Source organism: Novibacillus thermophilus, assembly GCF_002005165.1.
Classification (GTDB): domain Bacteria; phylum Bacillota; class Bacilli; order Thermoactinomycetales; family Novibacillaceae; genus Novibacillus; species Novibacillus thermophilus.
Genome location: NZ_CP019699.1, coordinates 980,279 through 996,981 on the forward strand (window position 1 = coordinate 980,279; position 16,703 = coordinate 996,981).

21 protein-coding genes are annotated in these 16,703 nt (G+C 50.5%); 20 read left to right on the forward strand and 1 reads right to left on the reverse strand.

The annotated features are described in order from the left end of the window. The first annotated feature begins 94 nt into the window (after positions 1-94). The 5 genes from B0W44_RS04815 to B0W44_RS18870 all read left to right on the forward strand — a co-directional run bounded on the left by B0W44_RS04815 (position 95) and on the right by B0W44_RS18870 (position 4,322). On the forward strand, positions 95-805 hold the full coding sequence (locus tag B0W44_RS04815) for a DsbA family protein (protein WP_169835425.1): 711 nt from the start codon (positions 95-97) through the stop codon (positions 803-805). 201 nt (positions 806-1,006) lie between these two features. Beyond that, on the forward strand, positions 1,007-2,107 hold the full coding sequence (locus B0W44_RS04820; protein WP_077719017.1) for a tetratricopeptide repeat protein: 1,101 nt from the start codon (positions 1,007-1,009) through the stop codon (positions 2,105-2,107). Positions 2,108-2,185: 78 nt separating this feature from the next. Then, entirely contained in the window at positions 2,186-2,689 is a 504-nt protein-coding gene (locus B0W44_RS04825; RefSeq protein ID WP_149026931.1) for a hypothetical protein, read from the forward strand. A gap of 168 nt (positions 2,690-2,857) precedes the next feature. Beyond that, complete coding sequence (locus B0W44_RS04830; RefSeq protein ID WP_077719019.1) at positions 2,858-4,192, forward strand: tetratricopeptide repeat protein; 1,335 nt, start codon at positions 2,858-2,860, stop codon at positions 4,190-4,192. Positions 4,193-4,196: 4 nt separating this feature from the next. After that, positions 4,197-4,322, forward strand: coding sequence for a hypothetical protein (locus tag B0W44_RS18870; protein ID WP_257788061.1), 126 nt, complete (start codon positions 4,197-4,199; stop codon positions 4,320-4,322). Positions 4,323-4,382: 60 nt separating this feature from the next. On the opposite strand, the gene B0W44_RS18025 is transcribed toward B0W44_RS18870, so the two are convergent. Continuing rightward, on the reverse strand, positions 4,383-4,550 hold the full coding sequence (locus tag B0W44_RS18025) for a hypothetical protein (protein WP_169835426.1): 168 nt from the start codon (positions 4,548-4,550) through the stop codon (positions 4,383-4,385). A 202-nt stretch (positions 4,551-4,752) separates the two neighbouring features. On the opposite strand from B0W44_RS18025, the gene B0W44_RS04835 reads away from it, so the two are divergent. The 15 genes from B0W44_RS04835 (at position 4,753) to queA (ending at position 16,697) form a co-directional block, all read left to right on the forward strand. Further along, on the forward strand, positions 4,753-5,202 hold the full coding sequence (locus B0W44_RS04835) for an ACT domain-containing protein (protein WP_228441517.1): 450 nt from the start codon (positions 4,753-4,755) through the stop codon (positions 5,200-5,202). A gap of 19 nt (positions 5,203-5,221) precedes the next feature. Beyond that, positions 5,222-6,520: a homoserine dehydrogenase gene (locus B0W44_RS04840; RefSeq protein ID WP_077719021.1), complete on the forward strand. Its 1,299-nt coding sequence runs from the start codon at positions 5,222-5,224 to the stop codon at positions 6,518-6,520. Position 6,521: 1 nt separating this feature from the next. Next, on the forward strand, positions 6,522-7,592 hold the full coding sequence (gene thrC / locus B0W44_RS04845; RefSeq protein ID WP_077719022.1) for a threonine synthase: 1,071 nt from the start codon (positions 6,522-6,524) through the stop codon (positions 7,590-7,592). Continuing rightward, positions 7,585-8,070 (forward strand): GHMP family kinase ATP-binding protein, encoded by a 486-nt coding sequence (locus B0W44_RS17690; RefSeq protein ID WP_149026932.1) that lies wholly within the window; start codon positions 7,585-7,587, stop codon positions 8,068-8,070. Before thrC ends, B0W44_RS17690 begins: the two co-directional genes overlap by 8 nt. A 14-nt stretch (positions 8,071-8,084) precedes the next feature. Then, the gene (locus tag B0W44_RS17695) at positions 8,085-8,558 is read left to right on the forward strand and encodes a homoserine kinase (protein ID WP_169835427.1); all 474 of its coding nucleotides are present in this window, start codon (positions 8,085-8,087) and stop codon (positions 8,556-8,558) included. Then, on the forward strand, positions 8,555-9,433 hold the full coding sequence (gene pheA, locus B0W44_RS04855) for a prephenate dehydratase (protein ID WP_077719023.1): 879 nt from the start codon (positions 8,555-8,557) through the stop codon (positions 9,431-9,433). Before B0W44_RS17695 ends, pheA begins: the two co-directional genes overlap by 4 nt. A 257-nt stretch (positions 9,434-9,690) precedes the next feature. After that, positions 9,691-10,593: a branched-chain-amino-acid transaminase gene (gene ilvE, locus B0W44_RS04860; protein ID WP_077719024.1), complete on the forward strand. Its 903-nt coding sequence runs from the start codon at positions 9,691-9,693 to the stop codon at positions 10,591-10,593. Between the two features lie 113 nt (positions 10,594-10,706). After that, positions 10,707-11,267: a LysM peptidoglycan-binding domain-containing protein gene (locus tag B0W44_RS19055; protein WP_077719025.1), complete on the forward strand. Its 561-nt coding sequence runs from the start codon at positions 10,707-10,709 to the stop codon at positions 11,265-11,267. 91 nt (positions 11,268-11,358) lie between these two features. After that, on the forward strand, positions 11,359-12,324 hold the full coding sequence (locus tag B0W44_RS04870) for a protein kinase family protein (protein WP_169835428.1): 966 nt from the start codon (positions 11,359-11,361) through the stop codon (positions 12,322-12,324). A 95-nt stretch (positions 12,325-12,419) separates the two neighbouring features. Next, positions 12,420-13,169 (forward strand): YebC/PmpR family DNA-binding transcriptional regulator, encoded by a 750-nt coding sequence (locus B0W44_RS04875; RefSeq protein ID WP_077719027.1) that lies wholly within the window; start codon positions 12,420-12,422, stop codon positions 13,167-13,169. Between the two features lie 14 nt (positions 13,170-13,183). Further along, a complete protein-coding gene (gene ruvC / locus B0W44_RS04880; RefSeq protein WP_077719028.1) occupies positions 13,184-13,705 on the forward strand; it encodes a crossover junction endodeoxyribonuclease RuvC in 522 nt (173 codons plus the stop codon). Then, positions 13,702-14,322, forward strand: a complete 621-nt coding sequence (gene ruvA / locus B0W44_RS04885) for a Holliday junction branch migration protein RuvA (protein WP_077719029.1) — start codon at positions 13,702-13,704, stop codon at positions 14,320-14,322. Before ruvC ends, ruvA begins: the two co-directional genes overlap by 4 nt. Positions 14,323-14,382: 60 nt before the next feature. Further along, entirely contained in the window at positions 14,383-15,381 is a 999-nt protein-coding gene (gene ruvB, locus B0W44_RS04890) for a Holliday junction branch migration DNA helicase RuvB (RefSeq protein WP_149027090.1), read from the forward strand. Beyond that, positions 15,378-15,596 carry a DUF2905 domain-containing protein gene (locus tag B0W44_RS04895; RefSeq protein WP_077719031.1) on the forward strand — a complete coding sequence of 73 codons (219 nt, stop codon included), beginning with the start codon at positions 15,378-15,380 and terminating at the stop codon, positions 15,594-15,596. Before ruvB ends, B0W44_RS04895 begins: the two co-directional genes overlap by 4 nt. Positions 15,597-15,668: 72 nt before the next feature. Further along, complete coding sequence (queA, locus tag B0W44_RS04900) at positions 15,669-16,697, forward strand: tRNA preQ1(34) S-adenosylmethionine ribosyltransferase-isomerase QueA (protein WP_077719032.1); 1,029 nt, start codon at positions 15,669-15,671, stop codon at positions 16,695-16,697. The last annotated feature ends 6 nt before the right edge of the window (positions 16,698-16,703 follow it).

Sequence of the window (16,703 nt, forward strand, 5' to 3'; positions counted from 1 at the left end):
TTGCTTAGCGGCACTGGCACAAGTCGTGAAAAAGTTAGACTCCCCTCTCCATGTGCCGATGCCATCAGAGTAACCGAGTTGGAGGGAATGACTGTTGGCGCAAAAAAAGAAGTCAAATTACACTTTGGAAATCGTATTTGGCGGCTTGGTACTCGTCATCTTACTCGCGATCTTTGTCCCGTCGATCCTGGGCGGGTCGGATTCAGACGAATCGTCCCCGTCCATAGACGGGCCGAAGGAAGGGGTAGAGGTTCCGGTTGAAGAGCACGATCCTGTGCTGGGAGACGATGATGCACCCGTGACCGTTGTCGAATTTGTCGATTACCAGTGTCCATCGTGTAAAGTGAGCGCGGAACAAACCCTTCCCAAAATAAAAGAGAATTACGTCGAAAGCGGTGAAGTTCGCTACGTGTTGAAAGACTTCCCGCTGTCGTCTCACCCGAACGCTGTCCCGGCTGCCGTTGCCGTCCGCGCGGCGGGGGAACAGGGAATGTACTGGGAGATGCACGACCTCGTTTTTGAAAACCAAAGTGAATGGGCGGAGTTAAGTGACGATGAACTGAACGACAAGTTTCTGTCCTACGCGGAAGAGCTAGGGTTAGACACAGAACAGTTTGCAGAGGACATCGAAAAGGATCAGTTAACAGATCGCGTGATGGCCGGAAGAAAATTGGGGGAAGATTTAGGTGTTCGGTACACGCCGACAATGTTTGTGAACGGCAAGGTGTACGAGGATCCTGTAGGCCCAGATGAACTCGAGGACATTATAGAAGAAGCGAAACGAACAGCGGACAGTTTGAAATAACTTAAAATAAAAAGCAGTCAAGGGATAGACCGAGGAAACGTCTCTAATCCTCGGTCTATTATTTTTAGCGACGTTATTTTATAATTTTTTTGATTGGACTAAACTTTAGGAATATAGTACCATTGGGACAGCTTGCCACCTAAGTTAAACTAGAAATGAGTCATAACGTGTATAAATTTTAAGATAGGGGCGGTATTAGTCGTGATACGTGCGATTCCATTGGAGGGTGTGGTACATCAGTCGTATTTGAGGCGCTTGTGTGAAGAGATTGACAGAAATTTACGCGAGAACACGGATACGGGTGTATTCACTTTTTTGTACCGTTATTTTCAGACGTTATTGCAGCAGAGGCGGTTAGAGGAGCTTGAAGTGTTGATTGAAGCATTAGAATCGCATACGTTTACCGTTCATACCAACAGGGTACACGCATTCGTCAATTACGTGAAAGCGTATTTGCGAAAGTCACAAGGAAATTTAAAAGAATCTGCTCATTGGTTCAGGGAGACATTAGTGAAACACGACGAACTTCAGCAAATCGGGATGGAGAATGTTGAGGTGGACTGCTACAAAGAACTGGGAAATTTAGAGTTTCACCAAAAGCTGTACAAATGTGCAATAGATAAATATCAGTCTGCCATTAATCGTCTTCAGTTAAACGAAGACAGCCGTTATATGCTGGCGATCGTGATGTACAACATGGCGCTTTGCCAATATAAACTAAAAAATTATCACCAAACACTCGAATATTTAAACAAGGTCATTCCCCTAGCAAAAGATACGAGTAATTCTTACTTACTTTTGGACACTCTAATTTTGAAATCGGCTCTGCTGTCCGAACATTTCAGACATTACGCTGAGGCGAATAAAATACTTGATCAGGCTTACGAAATTGCCCAGCGAAATCAACATTCGTCTGTCATGAACATCATTTGGAACAACTGGGGACATAACTTTTTTCACCTTAAACAGTATGTACTCGCGGAACAGGCCTTACAGCATTCCATCAGGCTTAGCCACGAATCTAACGATCTGGAAGCCGAACTGCATTCCGGCTTGTTGTTAGCCGAAATATGGGTCGCTCAAGGAAGAGAAGCGGAGGCAAAACAACTTCTTAAGCGCGCCGTGGAAAATGCGTCCCATAATCGCCAGTACACGAAGGAGCTTCTCGACTGCCTAGAGCTGTTGGGACAATTGGAGACAGACGAGTCGCTGCGCCTCAAATACCTTGAAGATGCATACCAACTGGCCCTTAAATTAAAAAAACATCAAAAATCGACAAAGATTAAAAAAAATTTAACATAAATTAATAGAAAATAGAAGGAATTTGGATATTTTTGTCGAAACAGTAAAATACACTATCTTGAAAAGGAGTTGTTCCAGTTGGTAGTCACTCGGTCAAAATGGATGTTGTGGTTGGCAGGTATCGTGGTGTTGACGGCGGCACTGGTCGGTCTTCAAGCAAAGTATGGATCGGTGGGCTCTGAAACGGCGAAGATCATGGTTCCGGGTCCCCATGGAATTGAAAAGCCGAAAATATTGGTTCCGGGTCCCCATGGAATTGAAACGGCGAAGATCATGGTTCCGGGTCCCCACGGGATTGAAACGGCGAAGATCATGGTTCCGGGTCCCCATGGAATTGAAACGGCGAAGATCATGGTTCCGGGTCCCCACGGGATTGAAACGGCGAAGATCATGGTTCCGGGTCCCCACGGGATTGAAAAGCCGAAAATATTGGTTCCGGGTCCCCATGGAATTGAAAAGCCGAAAATATTGGTTCCGGGTCCCCACGGGATTGAAACGGCGAAGATCATGGTTCCGGGTCCCCACGGGATTGAAAAGCCGAAAATATTGGTTCCAGGTCCTCACGGGATTGAAAAGGCTTAACCGCTAGTCTGTTTTCTTGCGGATGATAACCTTAAAAAGAACTTTATTTTTACTAGTGATTGCGATAAAATTAAGAATAAGACAAGGAATATACAGGAAAAGGAAAAATTGTATCTTGTTGAGAATCGTGCTGGGGGACACTAACTGGAAATAGGAGGCCGTAACAAAATGTCGCTAGAGCAGATAGAGCTGGGGAACATCATCCGCAAGAAACGCAAATCGCTCGGTTTGACGCTGAACGATTTAGCGGGAGACAACATATCGGTTCCGACGATTAGTAACATAGAGCGCGGGGTCGTACACAATGTCAGTCAAGAGAAAATTGACTATTTGTTGGACAAGTTAGGTTTAGACGAGCAGGCCATTGAGCAAATGAAACAGTCTGATGTGGAAGAGCGGGAAGCGATCGAGTTTGAACTGTCCGTTATTCGTAACTTGATTGAAACCCGCGTGTTTGACATCGCCCGCGAACGGATTTTAGCCTTGGAAAAGCAGGATGTTATTCACCATCACGAGGGTTTGTCGGCGCAGTTACAACTGGCAAAAGGACATTTGTACCGCCGGCAAGATCAGTGGGATCGTGCGGCCCGCGCCTTTCGCAGAGTCATCCAAATGTCCAGAGAAGCGCAGTTAGATTCAAAAATGAATTTGGAAGCCGAGGCTTACTGTTATTTGGCCCAATGTGCGCTATATCACGATGAATATGAAAAGGCTTTAAGTTATGCCGATAAGGCGCTGAGCGCATTAAATAGAGAAGGGGATAAACCTTACCTGGAAGGCCGCATTTACTACGACAAAAGTGTCTTCCACTATTACCTGGAGGCGTACGCGCCCGCTTACGAATGCGTTCAAAAGGCGCGGGAAACCAGCCTAAAGGCGAAAGATATGCGTTTAGTCGCGTTGTCCTACAACTTAGAAGGGAATATTCTGAAGAAGCAAAAAATGTACAACCGAGCGACTTCCCTTTTTAAAAAGGCCGTAGACATTTGCACAACACACTTTCCCGACAGGGAACTCGCTAGTTTGCTCTTTCTGAATATGGGTGACAATTACTACAATATGAAAAATTACAAAGAAGCGTTGCGGAACTTTGAAGTCGCTCTTGACCTCGTGAAGGCCACCAAAGATAAAGGGATGCTAGGATTAGTCTACAGCTCCTTTGCCGAGGTGTACTTTGACCAGGGCGAGTATGAAAAAGCGGAGCATTTTGTAGACCAAGCGTTACCTTTGATCAAAAACAGGAATAACACCAAAACGATTTTGGAATATTTGCAATTTTTGTTGGTCAAAGCCAAACTCGAACTCCGTAAAGGAGACATTGATGCGTTTCTCTCCGTGTGCGAGGAAGGGATCCGCTTGGCACAAAAGAGCAAGAAATTTGACAAACAAAAGGAATTTCACTTTATTTTAGCTGAATATTACGATACAATTGGCAATAAAGAAAAATTTATACAGGAAACTGGTAACATGTACTTTGTCGAAAAGATGCGACAGGGAGGATGATGTCATGTTGAAAAAGTTAATTGTTTCCGCTGTGGTCGTTGCCCTTTTGACGTTACCGGTTACTGCCTTTGCGGCTGAAAGAGTGGTCGGCCACAGTTTTGCTCCTGGTCCAACTGTGAGTACTGAATAATTGGCGTTCCAGTGAAACGTCACTTTCCTAAACCGTTTGCCTGCTCGGCGAACGGTTTTTTTATACTAAATAGTGTTTGTGCCTTTCAGTGTCGGACAGTTTCTCTTTGTACAGGTCCAACAGCCGCAAATAGTCCCGGTAGACGAGCTGTTCAAAAAACATGAGGCGCCGTTCCATTTCCTCTAAACGCTTTTGCATGCGGATCAAATCGCTTTTGACATAAGACATCAAAGGTTTCTCCCCTTACATAGTAAAAAATGCCAGAGCTTAATTGCATTGTATGGCGTTGAGGGTCAATTTGCTTGTATTAACGGCCATTGATCAAAAAATGGTTCTCCGTGCAATTTAAAAAAAGACTTGCCAGGCAGCGTCAACAGGGCTTATAATGTCCACAGTGCAAAAACAACTGTCCCTTTCAGGAGGACGGAAAATGCCGGATGAAACATTTTTTTTAGTGCGTTCAGACATTTTGCCCGAGACGATGATGAAAGTAGTAGAAGCGAAGGAACTGCTCGAGACGAGACAAGTGGAGACGGTCGGTGAAGCCGTGAAACGCGTTGGGTTGAGCCGGAGCGCTTTCTACAAGTACAAGGACGGTATCCACCCTTTTAATGCCATGACGAAAGAAAAAATTGTAACAGTGTCCATGAATTTGGAACACCGGTCGGGGGTGTTGTCGAAAGTGCTCAGCTATGTGGCGCGCGTCGGCGGAAATGTGCTGACCATCAACCAGACGATTCCGTTGCAAGGACTAGCCAATGTGGCCATGTCAGTGGATACCGTGCAGATGGAACAGGGAATGACGCAGTTTCTAGAAGGGTTGCAGGAAGTGGACGGTGTAAGAAAGGCATTTGTCGTCGGAAGAAGTGAAACGTTGTAACGCGATAGGAGTGAGAGAGATGGACAAACAAACTGTTAAAGTTGGCTTAATGGGCCTTGGGACAGTGGGAACGGGTGTCGTGCGCCTGATTGAAGGCCACCAGGAAGATTTGAGGAAACAGACTGGCTGCAACATTGTCATCGAGAAAATACTCGTTCAGGACAAGGGGAAAGAACGCAACGTGTCTGTACCCCCTGAAAAGCTGACGGACAATCCGCGCGACATACTGCACCACAAGGACATCGACGTTGTCATCGAAGTCATAGGGGGGATTGAAGCAGCGCGGACGTATGTGACAGAGGCGCTTTTAAACGAGAAACACGTGGTGACGGCCAATAAGGATTTAATGGCGCTGCACGGGGTTGAGCTGTTGCACGTGGCGGAAGAACAAGGTTGTGATTTGTTATACGAGGCGAGTGTCGCCGGCGGCATTCCCATCATTCGCACACTTGTGGAAGGGTTCGCCTCGGATCGGATTACGAAAGTCGTCGGGATTGTGAACGGAACGACGAATTACATTTTAAGCAAAATGAGTCAGGAAGGCGCTACGTTTGCAGCGGTATTGAAAGAAGCCCAGCAACTCGGATATGCTGAAGCAGATCCGACAGCCGACGTCGCAGGCCTGGATGCTGCGCGCAAAATGGCGATTTTGGGGACGCTCGCCTTCCGCATGAACGTGTCGCTGGAAGATGTGGACGTTGCAGGCATATCAAGTGTGACACCGGAGGATATCGAGTACGCCAAACAGCTCGGTTACGAAATGAAGCTCGTCGGGATTGCAGAAGACGATGACGGCACGATTGACATCAGTGTGCAGCCGACGATGATCCCGCAAGAGCATCCGTTGGCTTCTGTGAACGGCGTCTTTAATGCCGTGTATGTATACGGGGAGGCCGTGGGAGAAACGATGTTTTACGGACCGGGTGCGGGGGAACTGCCGACTGCGACTGCTGTCGTGTCTGACCTCGTCAACGTCGTCAAAAACATGCGGTTAGGAGTAAACGGTCGGGGAACGGTAGCCCCGTACCGCGAGAAACGGGTAAAAACGGCGGAACAGCGCTATGCCAAATATTTTTTGCGCCTCCATGTTGCGGATCGCGCCGGAGTGTTGGCTAAAATTACACAGTTGTTTGCTGCCCATGACATCAGTTTGGAAAAAGTTCTGCAAGTGCCACACAACGGAGGACACGAAGCGGAGATCGTGATCGTGACACACAGTGCCAGTAAAGACGGATTTGAGCGCGTAGTAGAACAGATGCAGCAACTGGATGTCGTTCACGATGTTAAAAGCAGTTACAGAGTAGAAGGAAGTGATTAATGTGTGGCAAGGTTTGCTGAGGCATTACCGCTCTTATTTACCGCTGACAGATGACACACCGCTCATCACATTGCTGGAGGGAAATACGCCGCTCATTTACGCGGAGCGCCTGTCCGACATGTTGGAGGCAGAAGTGTACTTTAAATTCGAAGGGTTGAATCCGACAGGTTCCTTTAAAGACCGTGGCATGGTCATGGCAGTAGCGAAGGCAATGGAAGAAGGCAGCCGTACGATTATGTGTGCGTCCACGGGGAACACGTCGGCTTCCGCTGCAGCTTATGCAGCCCGTGCAGGCCTCCGCTGTATCGTATTGATTCCGAACAAAAAGATTGCGGTCGGCAAACTGGCGCAGGCCGTCATTTACGGGGCAGAGGTGATTGCCATCGACGGAAATTTTGATCAAGCGCTGAAGTTTGTGCGCGAGATCACGTCATCTTATCCCATCACCCTTGTCAATTCGGTCAATCCCTATCGAATTGAGGGACAGAAGACAGCGGCGTTTGAGGTGTGTGACGCTTTAGGAGAAGCTCCGGACATTTTGGCGATTCCTGTCGGCAATGCGGGAAATATTGCGGCCTACTGGAAAGGGTTTAAAGAGTACCGGGAACGGGGAAAGACGGACACGTTGCCGAAAATGTGGGGGTTTGAAGCGGAGGGAGCAGCCGCTATTACCAAAGGACAGGTTATCGAACATCCGGAAACGGTGGCGACTGCGATTCGCATCGGCAATCCAGCGAGCTGGGAGAAAGCAGCGGCGGCTGCGACGGAATCCGCGGGTTTCATCGGCATGGTGTCCGATGAGGACATATTGGAGGCGTACCGGTTCATGGCGGCTGAGGAAGGAGTATTCGCAGAACCGGCTTCTGCCGCATCGGTGGCTGGCGTGCTCAAGCAACACAGGGAAGGCAAATTGCAACCGGGAGATCGCGTCGTTTGCGTGATAACGGGAAACGGTCTGAAAGATCCAGATACGGCCATTGACGCCGTGAGTGTGACACCGAAGGTCGTTTCGGGGAATTTGTCTGAAGTGCTGCAAGCAATTGGTGTGGAAAGAGGGGACGTCGATGCGTGAACGAGTTGAAGTCGTCGCGCCAGCCAGTACGGCGAATTTAGGCCCCGGTTTTGATTCGATCGGGATGGCGTTGAACCTGTTTACGACTGTGCGCGTCGAACTGGCAGAAGAAACGCGTCTATTTTTCCACAGTGACTCGCTGGCCGGTTTGCCGACTGGCGATGATAATTTACTGTTGCAAGTGATGCAAAAATGTTTCGCCGAGCAGGGAAAAGAGCTGCCGCCCCTCCACGTGCACGTGTGGAGCGACATACCGTTGACGCGCGGACTGGGGAGTAGTGCCGCAGCGTTGGCTGCCGGCTTGGTGGCGTCGAATGCGCTTTTGGGCGAAGTGTACAGCTCGGAGGATTTAGTGCAGTTAGGGACTGCGTGGGAAGGTCACCCGGACAATATCGGCGCCAGCCTGTTAGGAGGGGTGGTCATTGGGTCGTGGGACGGTCAACACGCCTCAGTCGTGCGTGTAGAGTCCCCCCACTAGATGTTGTCGTGGCGGTGCCCCAGTTCGAACTGCCGACGAAACGCGCCCGCAGCGCTTTGCCGGAGAAGATCCCGTTTAAAGACGCCGTTCTCTCGAGCAGTAAAGCAAATGTGCTCACGGCCGCACTCATCACAGGACGCTGGGATTTACTCGACGCAGCGATGTGCGATTTACTGCACCAACCGTATCGCGCCCAGTTTATACCGGGGATGACTGACATTCTCAATACAGCGCGGGATCACGGCGCGTTAGGAATCGCTTTAAGTGGGGCCGGTCCGACCCTGTTGGCCTTTACGCGTGAAAAAACAAAACTGACGCGCTATTTGAAGGACGCTTTCACCCGTTACGGTGTTCCGGTGAGCATTCTCCACCTGAAACCGTGGGATACAGGGGCTGTGGTCCGATTGACAGAACCTCGACAAACGTGTACAGTGTTGAGAAAACGAGATAACCGCCCGATCACAACATCTGAAGGAGCTTCTTCATGAAACGAAAGGCAGCTTATTTAGGACCGAAAGGCACGTTTACGCAAGAGGCTGCACAATATTTGTTACCTGCCAGCCAATATGAGTTTATTCCGTTTAAGACCATTCCGGATTGCATCAATGCCGTCGACAATAAATCCGTCGATCTCGGCGTCGTGCCGGTTGAAAACACGATAGAAGGGTCCGTGAACCTCACCCTCGACTGGCTCGTGCACCAAGTGGACATCCCGATAACAGGAGAACTTGTATACCCGATCTCGCAACACTTGCTCGTACATCAGTCGCAACGGGATCTTCCGCTTAAAGCGTTCGAAAAAATTTTGTCACACCCCCAAGCGGTCGCCCAGTGTCAGTTGTTTTTGCGCGAAAACTTGCCGCAAGCAGAGATTGAGTATGCCAACAGTACGGCTGAAGCAGCTCAGGTGATCAGTGAGCATCCGACAAAACCGTGGATTGCCATCGGAAACAAGTTGGCAAAAGATATTTATGAATTGAGTTTGCGCGCCGAATCAATTGAAGACAACGGAAACAACTTTACGCGTTTTATTGTCATCGGGCAAGAGTTGAAAAATGGAAGCCGAGATGTCCCCTATAAAACGAGTGTGCTCGTCACACTCCCGGAAGATTTTCCCGGAGCCCTTCATCAGGTGTTAGCCGTGTTCGCCTGGAGGAAAATTAACTTGACGCGCATCGAATCGCGTCCAACGAAAAAAGGACTAGGGAGCTATCACTTCTTCATCGATATTGCCATGGACGCCGAGAACGTTTTAATGCAAGGGGCTTTAGCAGAAATAGAGGCGCTGGGCTGTGGCATTCGTCTACTCGGATCTTATCCGTGTTTTGCCTACACCCAAAAGGCAAACTCTGTCACCCGTTGACAATCGGGATATGCACTCGTATAATTAACATTAAATTGATTGTATACGGATTAGGTAAACTGTCAGGAGGGTGCCTAGGGTTCCGTTTTGGTTAAACAAAAGTCTGGTCCGAGCGGCACCGACATCGGATTCCGATGTACACCGTGAGGATAAAAACCTCCAGCGGCAGGTTCTGACGCCAGAATCTGAGTCGGAGGGATTTTTTTTATTGTACTATTTGACAGAACATTACGACGGATTAATCGGAGGTGCTAAATGTGGAAGAGCGGTGGGTTTACATGGACGGGGAGTTTGTTAAAAAGGAAGAGGCACGTATCTCGGTATTTGATCACGGATTTTTGTATGGAGACGGAATCTTCGAAGGCATTCGCGTATACAACGGCAATATCTTTCGCTTAAGAGAGCACTTGGTGCGGTTATACGAATCGGCGAAGTCTATCTTGCTCGAAATCCCCCACACACTGGAAGAGATGGAAAAGCTCGTCGTCGAGGCCGTGCGCAAAAATAAACTGCGCGACGCCTACATTCGACTAGTCGTGTCCCGCGGGGTCGGCGACTTAGGACTGGACCCGACGAAATGCCATAAACCGAGTGTCGTGATCATCGTGGATCAAGTCACACTGTATGCGAAAGAGCTGTATGAAAACGGTCTGGAAATTGTAACCGTCCCGACACGGAGAAACGTCCCCGACGCATTGAATCCTAAAATTAAATCACTCAACTACTTAAATAATGTGTTGGTCAAAATAGAAGCGAACCGCGCCGGGGTAGGGGAAGCGTTAATGGTGAACGCTGACGGCTATGTGGCGGAATGTTCAGGGGACAACATTTTTACAGTCAAGCGAGGCGTCGTCTACACACCTCCCACCTACTTAGGGGCTTTGGAAGGTATTACGCGCCAGGCGATCATCGATATTTGTGACCGAGTCGGCTATACGGTGAAAGAAGAGCCGTTTACTCGCCATGACGTGTACGTTTCGGACGAAGTGTTTTTAACGGGGACGGCTGCCGAGGTGATCGCAGTGGTGAACGTGGATGGCCGAACAATTGGCAGTGGAAAACCGGGTCCAGTCACGCAGCACCTCTTGTCCGAATTTCGGAAATTAGTCGAGGTCGAAGGCGTGAAGGCGTTCGAGTCGATGACCCGGTCGGTGGGTTAGTCGTCCCTTTTTTCTACAACCGCAACGCACTCGGGAGACTCCCGAGTTTTTTTGTGAGCAAATCGCCTAATCCCTGCATAGAATGGTAGTGACACTGTGTAGGGAGTGATGAGATGAGAATTCACATCGTTCGTCCCGGGGATACGTTGTGGAAACTGTCCCAGAGATATAACGTACCTTTGCAGAAGTTGTTAGACGCCAATCCGCAAATCCAGGATCCGAACCAATTGAAGGTGGGAGAAAAAGTCCGCATCCCGACCGGCGGGATTCCGGTGAAACCTCCGTCGAAACCAGAGAAGCCCATGCCGCCGGGTAGGCCAGACAGGGGGGAATATCCGAGCTCTGAAAGGGGATGGGAAAGCGGAGGACATCGAGAGAGGTGGCCGACCATGCCGAGTACGCCCGGGACTCCTTACGGCGGAATGTACGGATGCTGGCCTTACGCCCCTTGGATGGGACCTCCTGGAATCCCCCACTATGCACCGGGGGCGTGTTTTCCGGAACCGTATTCCTGGATGGGATGCCAACAGCCCATGACGACCTATCCGATGCACGGGCCGTATTCGGCTCCCGGTGTAGGGATGTACGATCCGAGATATGATCAGCCGCCGTACGGAGCATCGCCGTACGTACAGGACGGCGTTGATTCCGATGAAAGCAGCAGTTCCGTCTGATACACCCCTGGTCGTCATTTCGCTTTTAAGTTCCCTGTCTGAGGCAGGGACTTTTTGTGCTTTGCACATTTTTGCGCTTTGCCCCATACCTATGTTACCAAACGTAATACGATTGGGCGGGGACACGATGCGCGTCGATTTAAAGGCTATAGAACCATTTTTAAATGAGCCTGTCGTCCAGACAGGACTGAAAAACGGTTTTTTACTCTTGAAGACACCGAGTGCCAGGTGGCTGGCCAAGCCCGTTGACCATACTGCAAAAATGTTTTGGTGGCAGCGGGCCGATCGGCTTATCCGGAAAAAGGGATTTCGGTCCATGCCGGATTTCTTTGTTTGGCAGGACAGATGGTTGGTGATGCGTTACATTCCCGGGAGAACGGCACGATACAGAAATGTGTGGGATCTGCGTCAAAGCGCCGTGTTGTTGGCGCGCTTTCACCGGAAGGCAATAGCAGTGGAGACGCCTCCCGACTTTGATGTCAGGCGTACACTCGCTGACCGCCTCGTCAACCGGTTTGAACAGTATGAGAAAGTGTGTCGCCAGCTGTCAGCTTTTCCCCAGTTTGCATTTGCTAGCGAAGATTTTCGTCGACACGGAGAACGGGCGTTAAACCGAATTGACAGGACAGCGCTCAGAAGAGTCGTCTCTTCTGGCGTAGAGGAGGGGACGGTGGCCCATCGTGATCTGGCCAGCCACAACATATTAATTGGGGTAACAGGAAAACCGTGGTTGATTGATTTTGAGACTGCTGATCTCGATGCCCAACTGGGCGATTTGTGGCAACTGGCGAGCCGAGCCCTTGTGGAATGGCATTGGAATCCACACGTATTCGCCTTCATTTTGCGCACATACGAAGCGATTCGCCCCCTTTCGACAGATGAGAAGCGGCTACTGTCACAGTTGTTCTTGTTTCCGAACGATTTCTACCGGGAAGCATTAGGGTTAATTAAGCACAGGCAGGGGTTTGACGAGCAGAAAGTCATCCCGTACTTACAGATGCTGGTCCGCGACGAAAGAAAGTGGAACGCGTTCCTGTCGTGGCTCGGAGTTGCCTAGTACTGACGCAACCGGTTATGATAAGATGGTAAAGAAATGGCCGAAAGAGACAGAGACCTTCGCCATTCAACACGCGATTTGAGGAGGAACTCGTCATGGCCGGACATTCTAAGTGGAAAAACATCCAACACCGTAAAAATCGGCAGGACGTCGCACGGGGTAAAATATTTACGAAACTGTCGCGGGAAATTTACGTCGCCGCCCGTCAGGGCGGAGGTGATCCCGATACGAACCAGCGGTTGAGATTGGCCATCCAAAAGGCAAAGTCGGCCAACATGCCGAATGACAATATTGAACGCACACTTAAAAAAGCACTGGGCGAGACGGAAGGTGACCATTACGAGGAAATCACTTACGAAGGTTACGGTCCTGCCGGGGTCGCCGTATTGGTAGAAGTACTCACGGACAACCGAAACCGGGCGGCGGCAGACATACGCCACATCTTTTCTAAGCAGGGAGGCAATTTAGGGGAAGCTGGCTGTGTCGCTTGGATGTTTGAGCGCAAGGGCGTGCTCACAGTTGACCGAGAAAAGACCGATTTGGACGAAGACAGTGTGATGATGAGCGCCTTAGATGCAGGCGCAGAAGATTTTGAATCCTCCAGTGACTCTTTTGACATTACGACGTCAGTGGAAGACTTTGAAACTGTCAAGGAAGCGTTGGAGAACGAGGGGGTGTCGTTCACTGCGGCCGACATTACGATGGTGCCGCAAAACACGGTCCCGTTGGCCGGGGAGGACGCCAAGCGCATGCTCAAGTTAATGGAAGCCTTAGAAGACAACGACGATGTGCAAAATGTGTACGCCAACTTCGATATCGACGATTCGCAGTTGGAAAACTATTAAGGAGAGAGTGGCCTTTGCGCATTATGGGAATCGATCCGGGGATTGCCATTGTCGGCTTTGGCATCGTGGATCACGAGGGGAGCCGGTTAAAAGCGGTACATTACGGCAGTATACAGACTAAAGCAGAACTGTCGACACCGCAACGGTTAAAGCACATATACGACCAGTGTACGGAATTGATACACACGTACAAACCGACCGTTGTCGCAGTGGAAAAACTGTTTTTCAACCGGAACGTGACAACGGCTTTTACTGTTGGACAAGCCCGAGGCGTCATCGTGCTCGCGGCGGCGGAGGCCGGTGTGGAGATGACCGAGTACACACCGCTCCAAGTAAAACAAGCGGTTGTCGGTTACGGCCAAGCGGAAAAACACCAGATCCAGCAAATGGTCAAAATGCTACTCGCACTTCCGGAAACTCCAAAACCTGACGATGTCGCCGATGCCCTCGGCGTCGCCATTTGCGAGGCCCATTCGTCAAAATTGGCGCGGCAGGTGCATTCCGCCGACGGGCGAAACGGGGGGCGAGTCACGTGATCGACTTCATTGACGGCGAAATTGTGTACATCACTCCCGCTGCTGTGGTGGTGAAAGCTGGAGGGATTGGGTATCGCGTAATCAGTGCCAATCCTTATGCGTTTGGCAGCGAAGGGGAAAAGGCGCGCATTTTCACCTATCAATACATACGCGAAGATGTAATGGCACTGTACGGGTTCAAAACGAAACAAGAGCGCGAATTGTTCTGTCAGCTGTTGGACGTTTCAGGGATCGGTCCCAAAGGCGCCCTGGCCATCATCGGATCCGGTCAGCCGGCGGAAGTCGTCCAAGCTATCTATGAGGAAAACATCCGGTTTCTGACGCGTTTGCCCGGCATCGGAAAAAAGACAGCCCAGCGGATCATTTTAGATTTAAAAGATAAGTTGGAATTGGACGTCTGGTTAAAGGACGCGATTGATACGGGCCGTCCAATCGAGCCCCAATGGGCGGCAAAAGGAGACCCAGGGCCGGCAGGTGAAGCGATTGAAGCCCTCATCCACCTCGGATATAATGAGAAAGAGGCAAAACGCGCTGTGGCAGAGGCTCTACAGGCTTCCAGTGCACAAGACGTGCCGGTGGACGTACTGATTAGGAAGGCATTGAAGACATTTTTGTAATTCGACATGTGGGGACAGGTGTCGTTTTCAAAGTTACGACCTCAGATTGAGGTGACAATGTTGAAAGAGCGAATGATTACGACGCAGTTGACAACAGAAGACGAACAGGTAGAGGCGAGTCTTCGCCCGCGGTATTTGAACGAGTACATCGGACAATCTCACACGAAGGAAACATTACACATTTTTATCGAGGCGGCGAAACAGCGGAAGGAAGCGTTGGACCACGTGCTGCTGTACGGACCGCCCGGCCTGGGAAAAACGACGTTGTCCGCCATTATTGCCAACGAACTGGGTGTCAATCTGCAGACGACATCCGGACCGGCCATCGAGCGGCCTGGCGATTTGGCAGCCATTTTGACCAACTTGCAACAGGGGGATGTGCTGTTCATTGATGAAATACACCGCTTGCACCGGAGTGTGGAAGAGGTGTTGTATCCGGCGATGGAAGACTTCGCCCTGGACATCGTGATCGGCAAAGGTCCGAGTGCCCGATCGGTCCGTCTCGACTTGCCGCCGTTTACGCTTGTCGGCGCCACGACACGGGCGGGTGCTCTCTCTTCTCCGCTTCGTGATCGGTTTGGCGTCGTCTGTCGGCTGGACTACTACTCGGTTGACGACCTGACAAAAATCGTTTACCGCTCGGCGGAAATTTTGGGTGTTGAAATTCACGGAAACGGCGCTGAAGAAATTGCCCTCCGATCCCGCGGAACCCCCCGGGTCGTCATCCGTCTCTTAAAACGCGTGCGTGACTACGTACAAGTAAAAGGGGACGGGATTATAACGGAGGAGATGGCCAAGGAAGCGTTAGAAATTCTCCAAGTGGACAAACTAGGGCTAGACCAGGTCGATCATAAACTGCTCATGTCCATCATGGAGAAATTTCAAGGAGGCCCTGTCGGACTGGACACCATTGCCGCGATGATTGGGGAAGAGTCGCAAACGGTCGAAGATGTGTACGAGCCGTATTTGTTACAGATCGGGTTCTTGCAAAGGACGCCCCGCGGTCGCGTCGTGACTGCCAACTGTTACAAACACTTCGGATTGGAGATGCCGTCATGAACGAAATTACGAAACTGTTAATAGGAGCCGGAGTGTTGCTCATCATGGTCGGGTTGCTCTGGCAGGTCGGCGGAAAGTTTTTAAATCTCGGCCGTCTGCCAGGGGACATTGTAGTGGAGAAGGAGAACTTCCGCTTCTACTTTCCGATTGTCACCTGTATCGTCATCAGCGTCGTGCTCTCCCTTATTTTAGGGTTGTTCCGCTTTTTCCGCTGATTGAAAAAAAGACGTCTCCGCGTTTGGGGATGTGGTATTTTTGCACGTAGAGAGAAAGGATGCTTTGATGGAGTGGACGTCTCACAATTTGATTTTGATCTTCCTGAACGGCTGATTGCCCAAACGCCACTCGCCGAACGGTCTGAGTCTCGCCTCCTCGTTCTCAGACGGGAGGACGGCTCCATCCGACACAGGCGTTTTCAGGACATTGTGGAATTTCTCCAGCCGGGTGATGTCCTCGTCCTAAATGACAGCAAAGTCATTCCAGCCCGCTTAATCGGGAGCAAAGCGGACACAGGGGCCAAAATAGAGCTGTTGCTTTTAAAACAGTTGCAGGGTGACCGGTGGGAGACGCTGGTGAAACCGGCTAAGCGGATCAAGGCGGGGACAAAAGTCGTCTTCGGCCAGGGAGAATTGGTGGCAGTGGCCGAAGAAGAGGGAGAAGCCCCGGGAGGGCGCATCTTTCGCTTAGAATATGATGGTGTGCTGATGGAGTTGCTCAATCGTTTGGGACAAATGCCGCTCCCACCGTACATCAAGAAACAACTGGACGACCCGGACCGATATCAGACCGTGTACGCGCGCCACCCTGGCTCAGCGGCAGCGCCTACGGCTGGGCTCCATTTTACGCCAGAGCTGTTGAACCGAATCGAACAAAGAGGCGTGAACATCGCCGCGATTACGTTACACGTCGGATTAGGCACTTTTCGCCCAGTCACGGCCGATCGAGTAGAGGATCACCGCATGCACGCCGAGTATTACGACGTGAGCCGCGAGGCGGCTGAAGCGGTCAACAAGGCGAAAGCGAACGGAAGGCGGGTGGTGGCCGTCGGCACGACGTCTTGTCGGACGTTGGAGTCGATTGCCGACGACGAGGGTACGGTTTATGCAAGAAGCGGATGGACGGACATCTTTATCTACCCCGGTTACACCTTTCGTGCTGTTGACGCCCTCATCACCAACTTTCACCTCCCAAAATCCACGTTGGTCATGCTCGTCAGCGCCTTTGCCGGGCGAGAGCTGACGATGAAAAGCTACCGGGAAGCAGTTCGGGAGGAGTACCGTTTTTTCAGTTTCGGCGACGCGATGCTCATCATTTAACTCCCG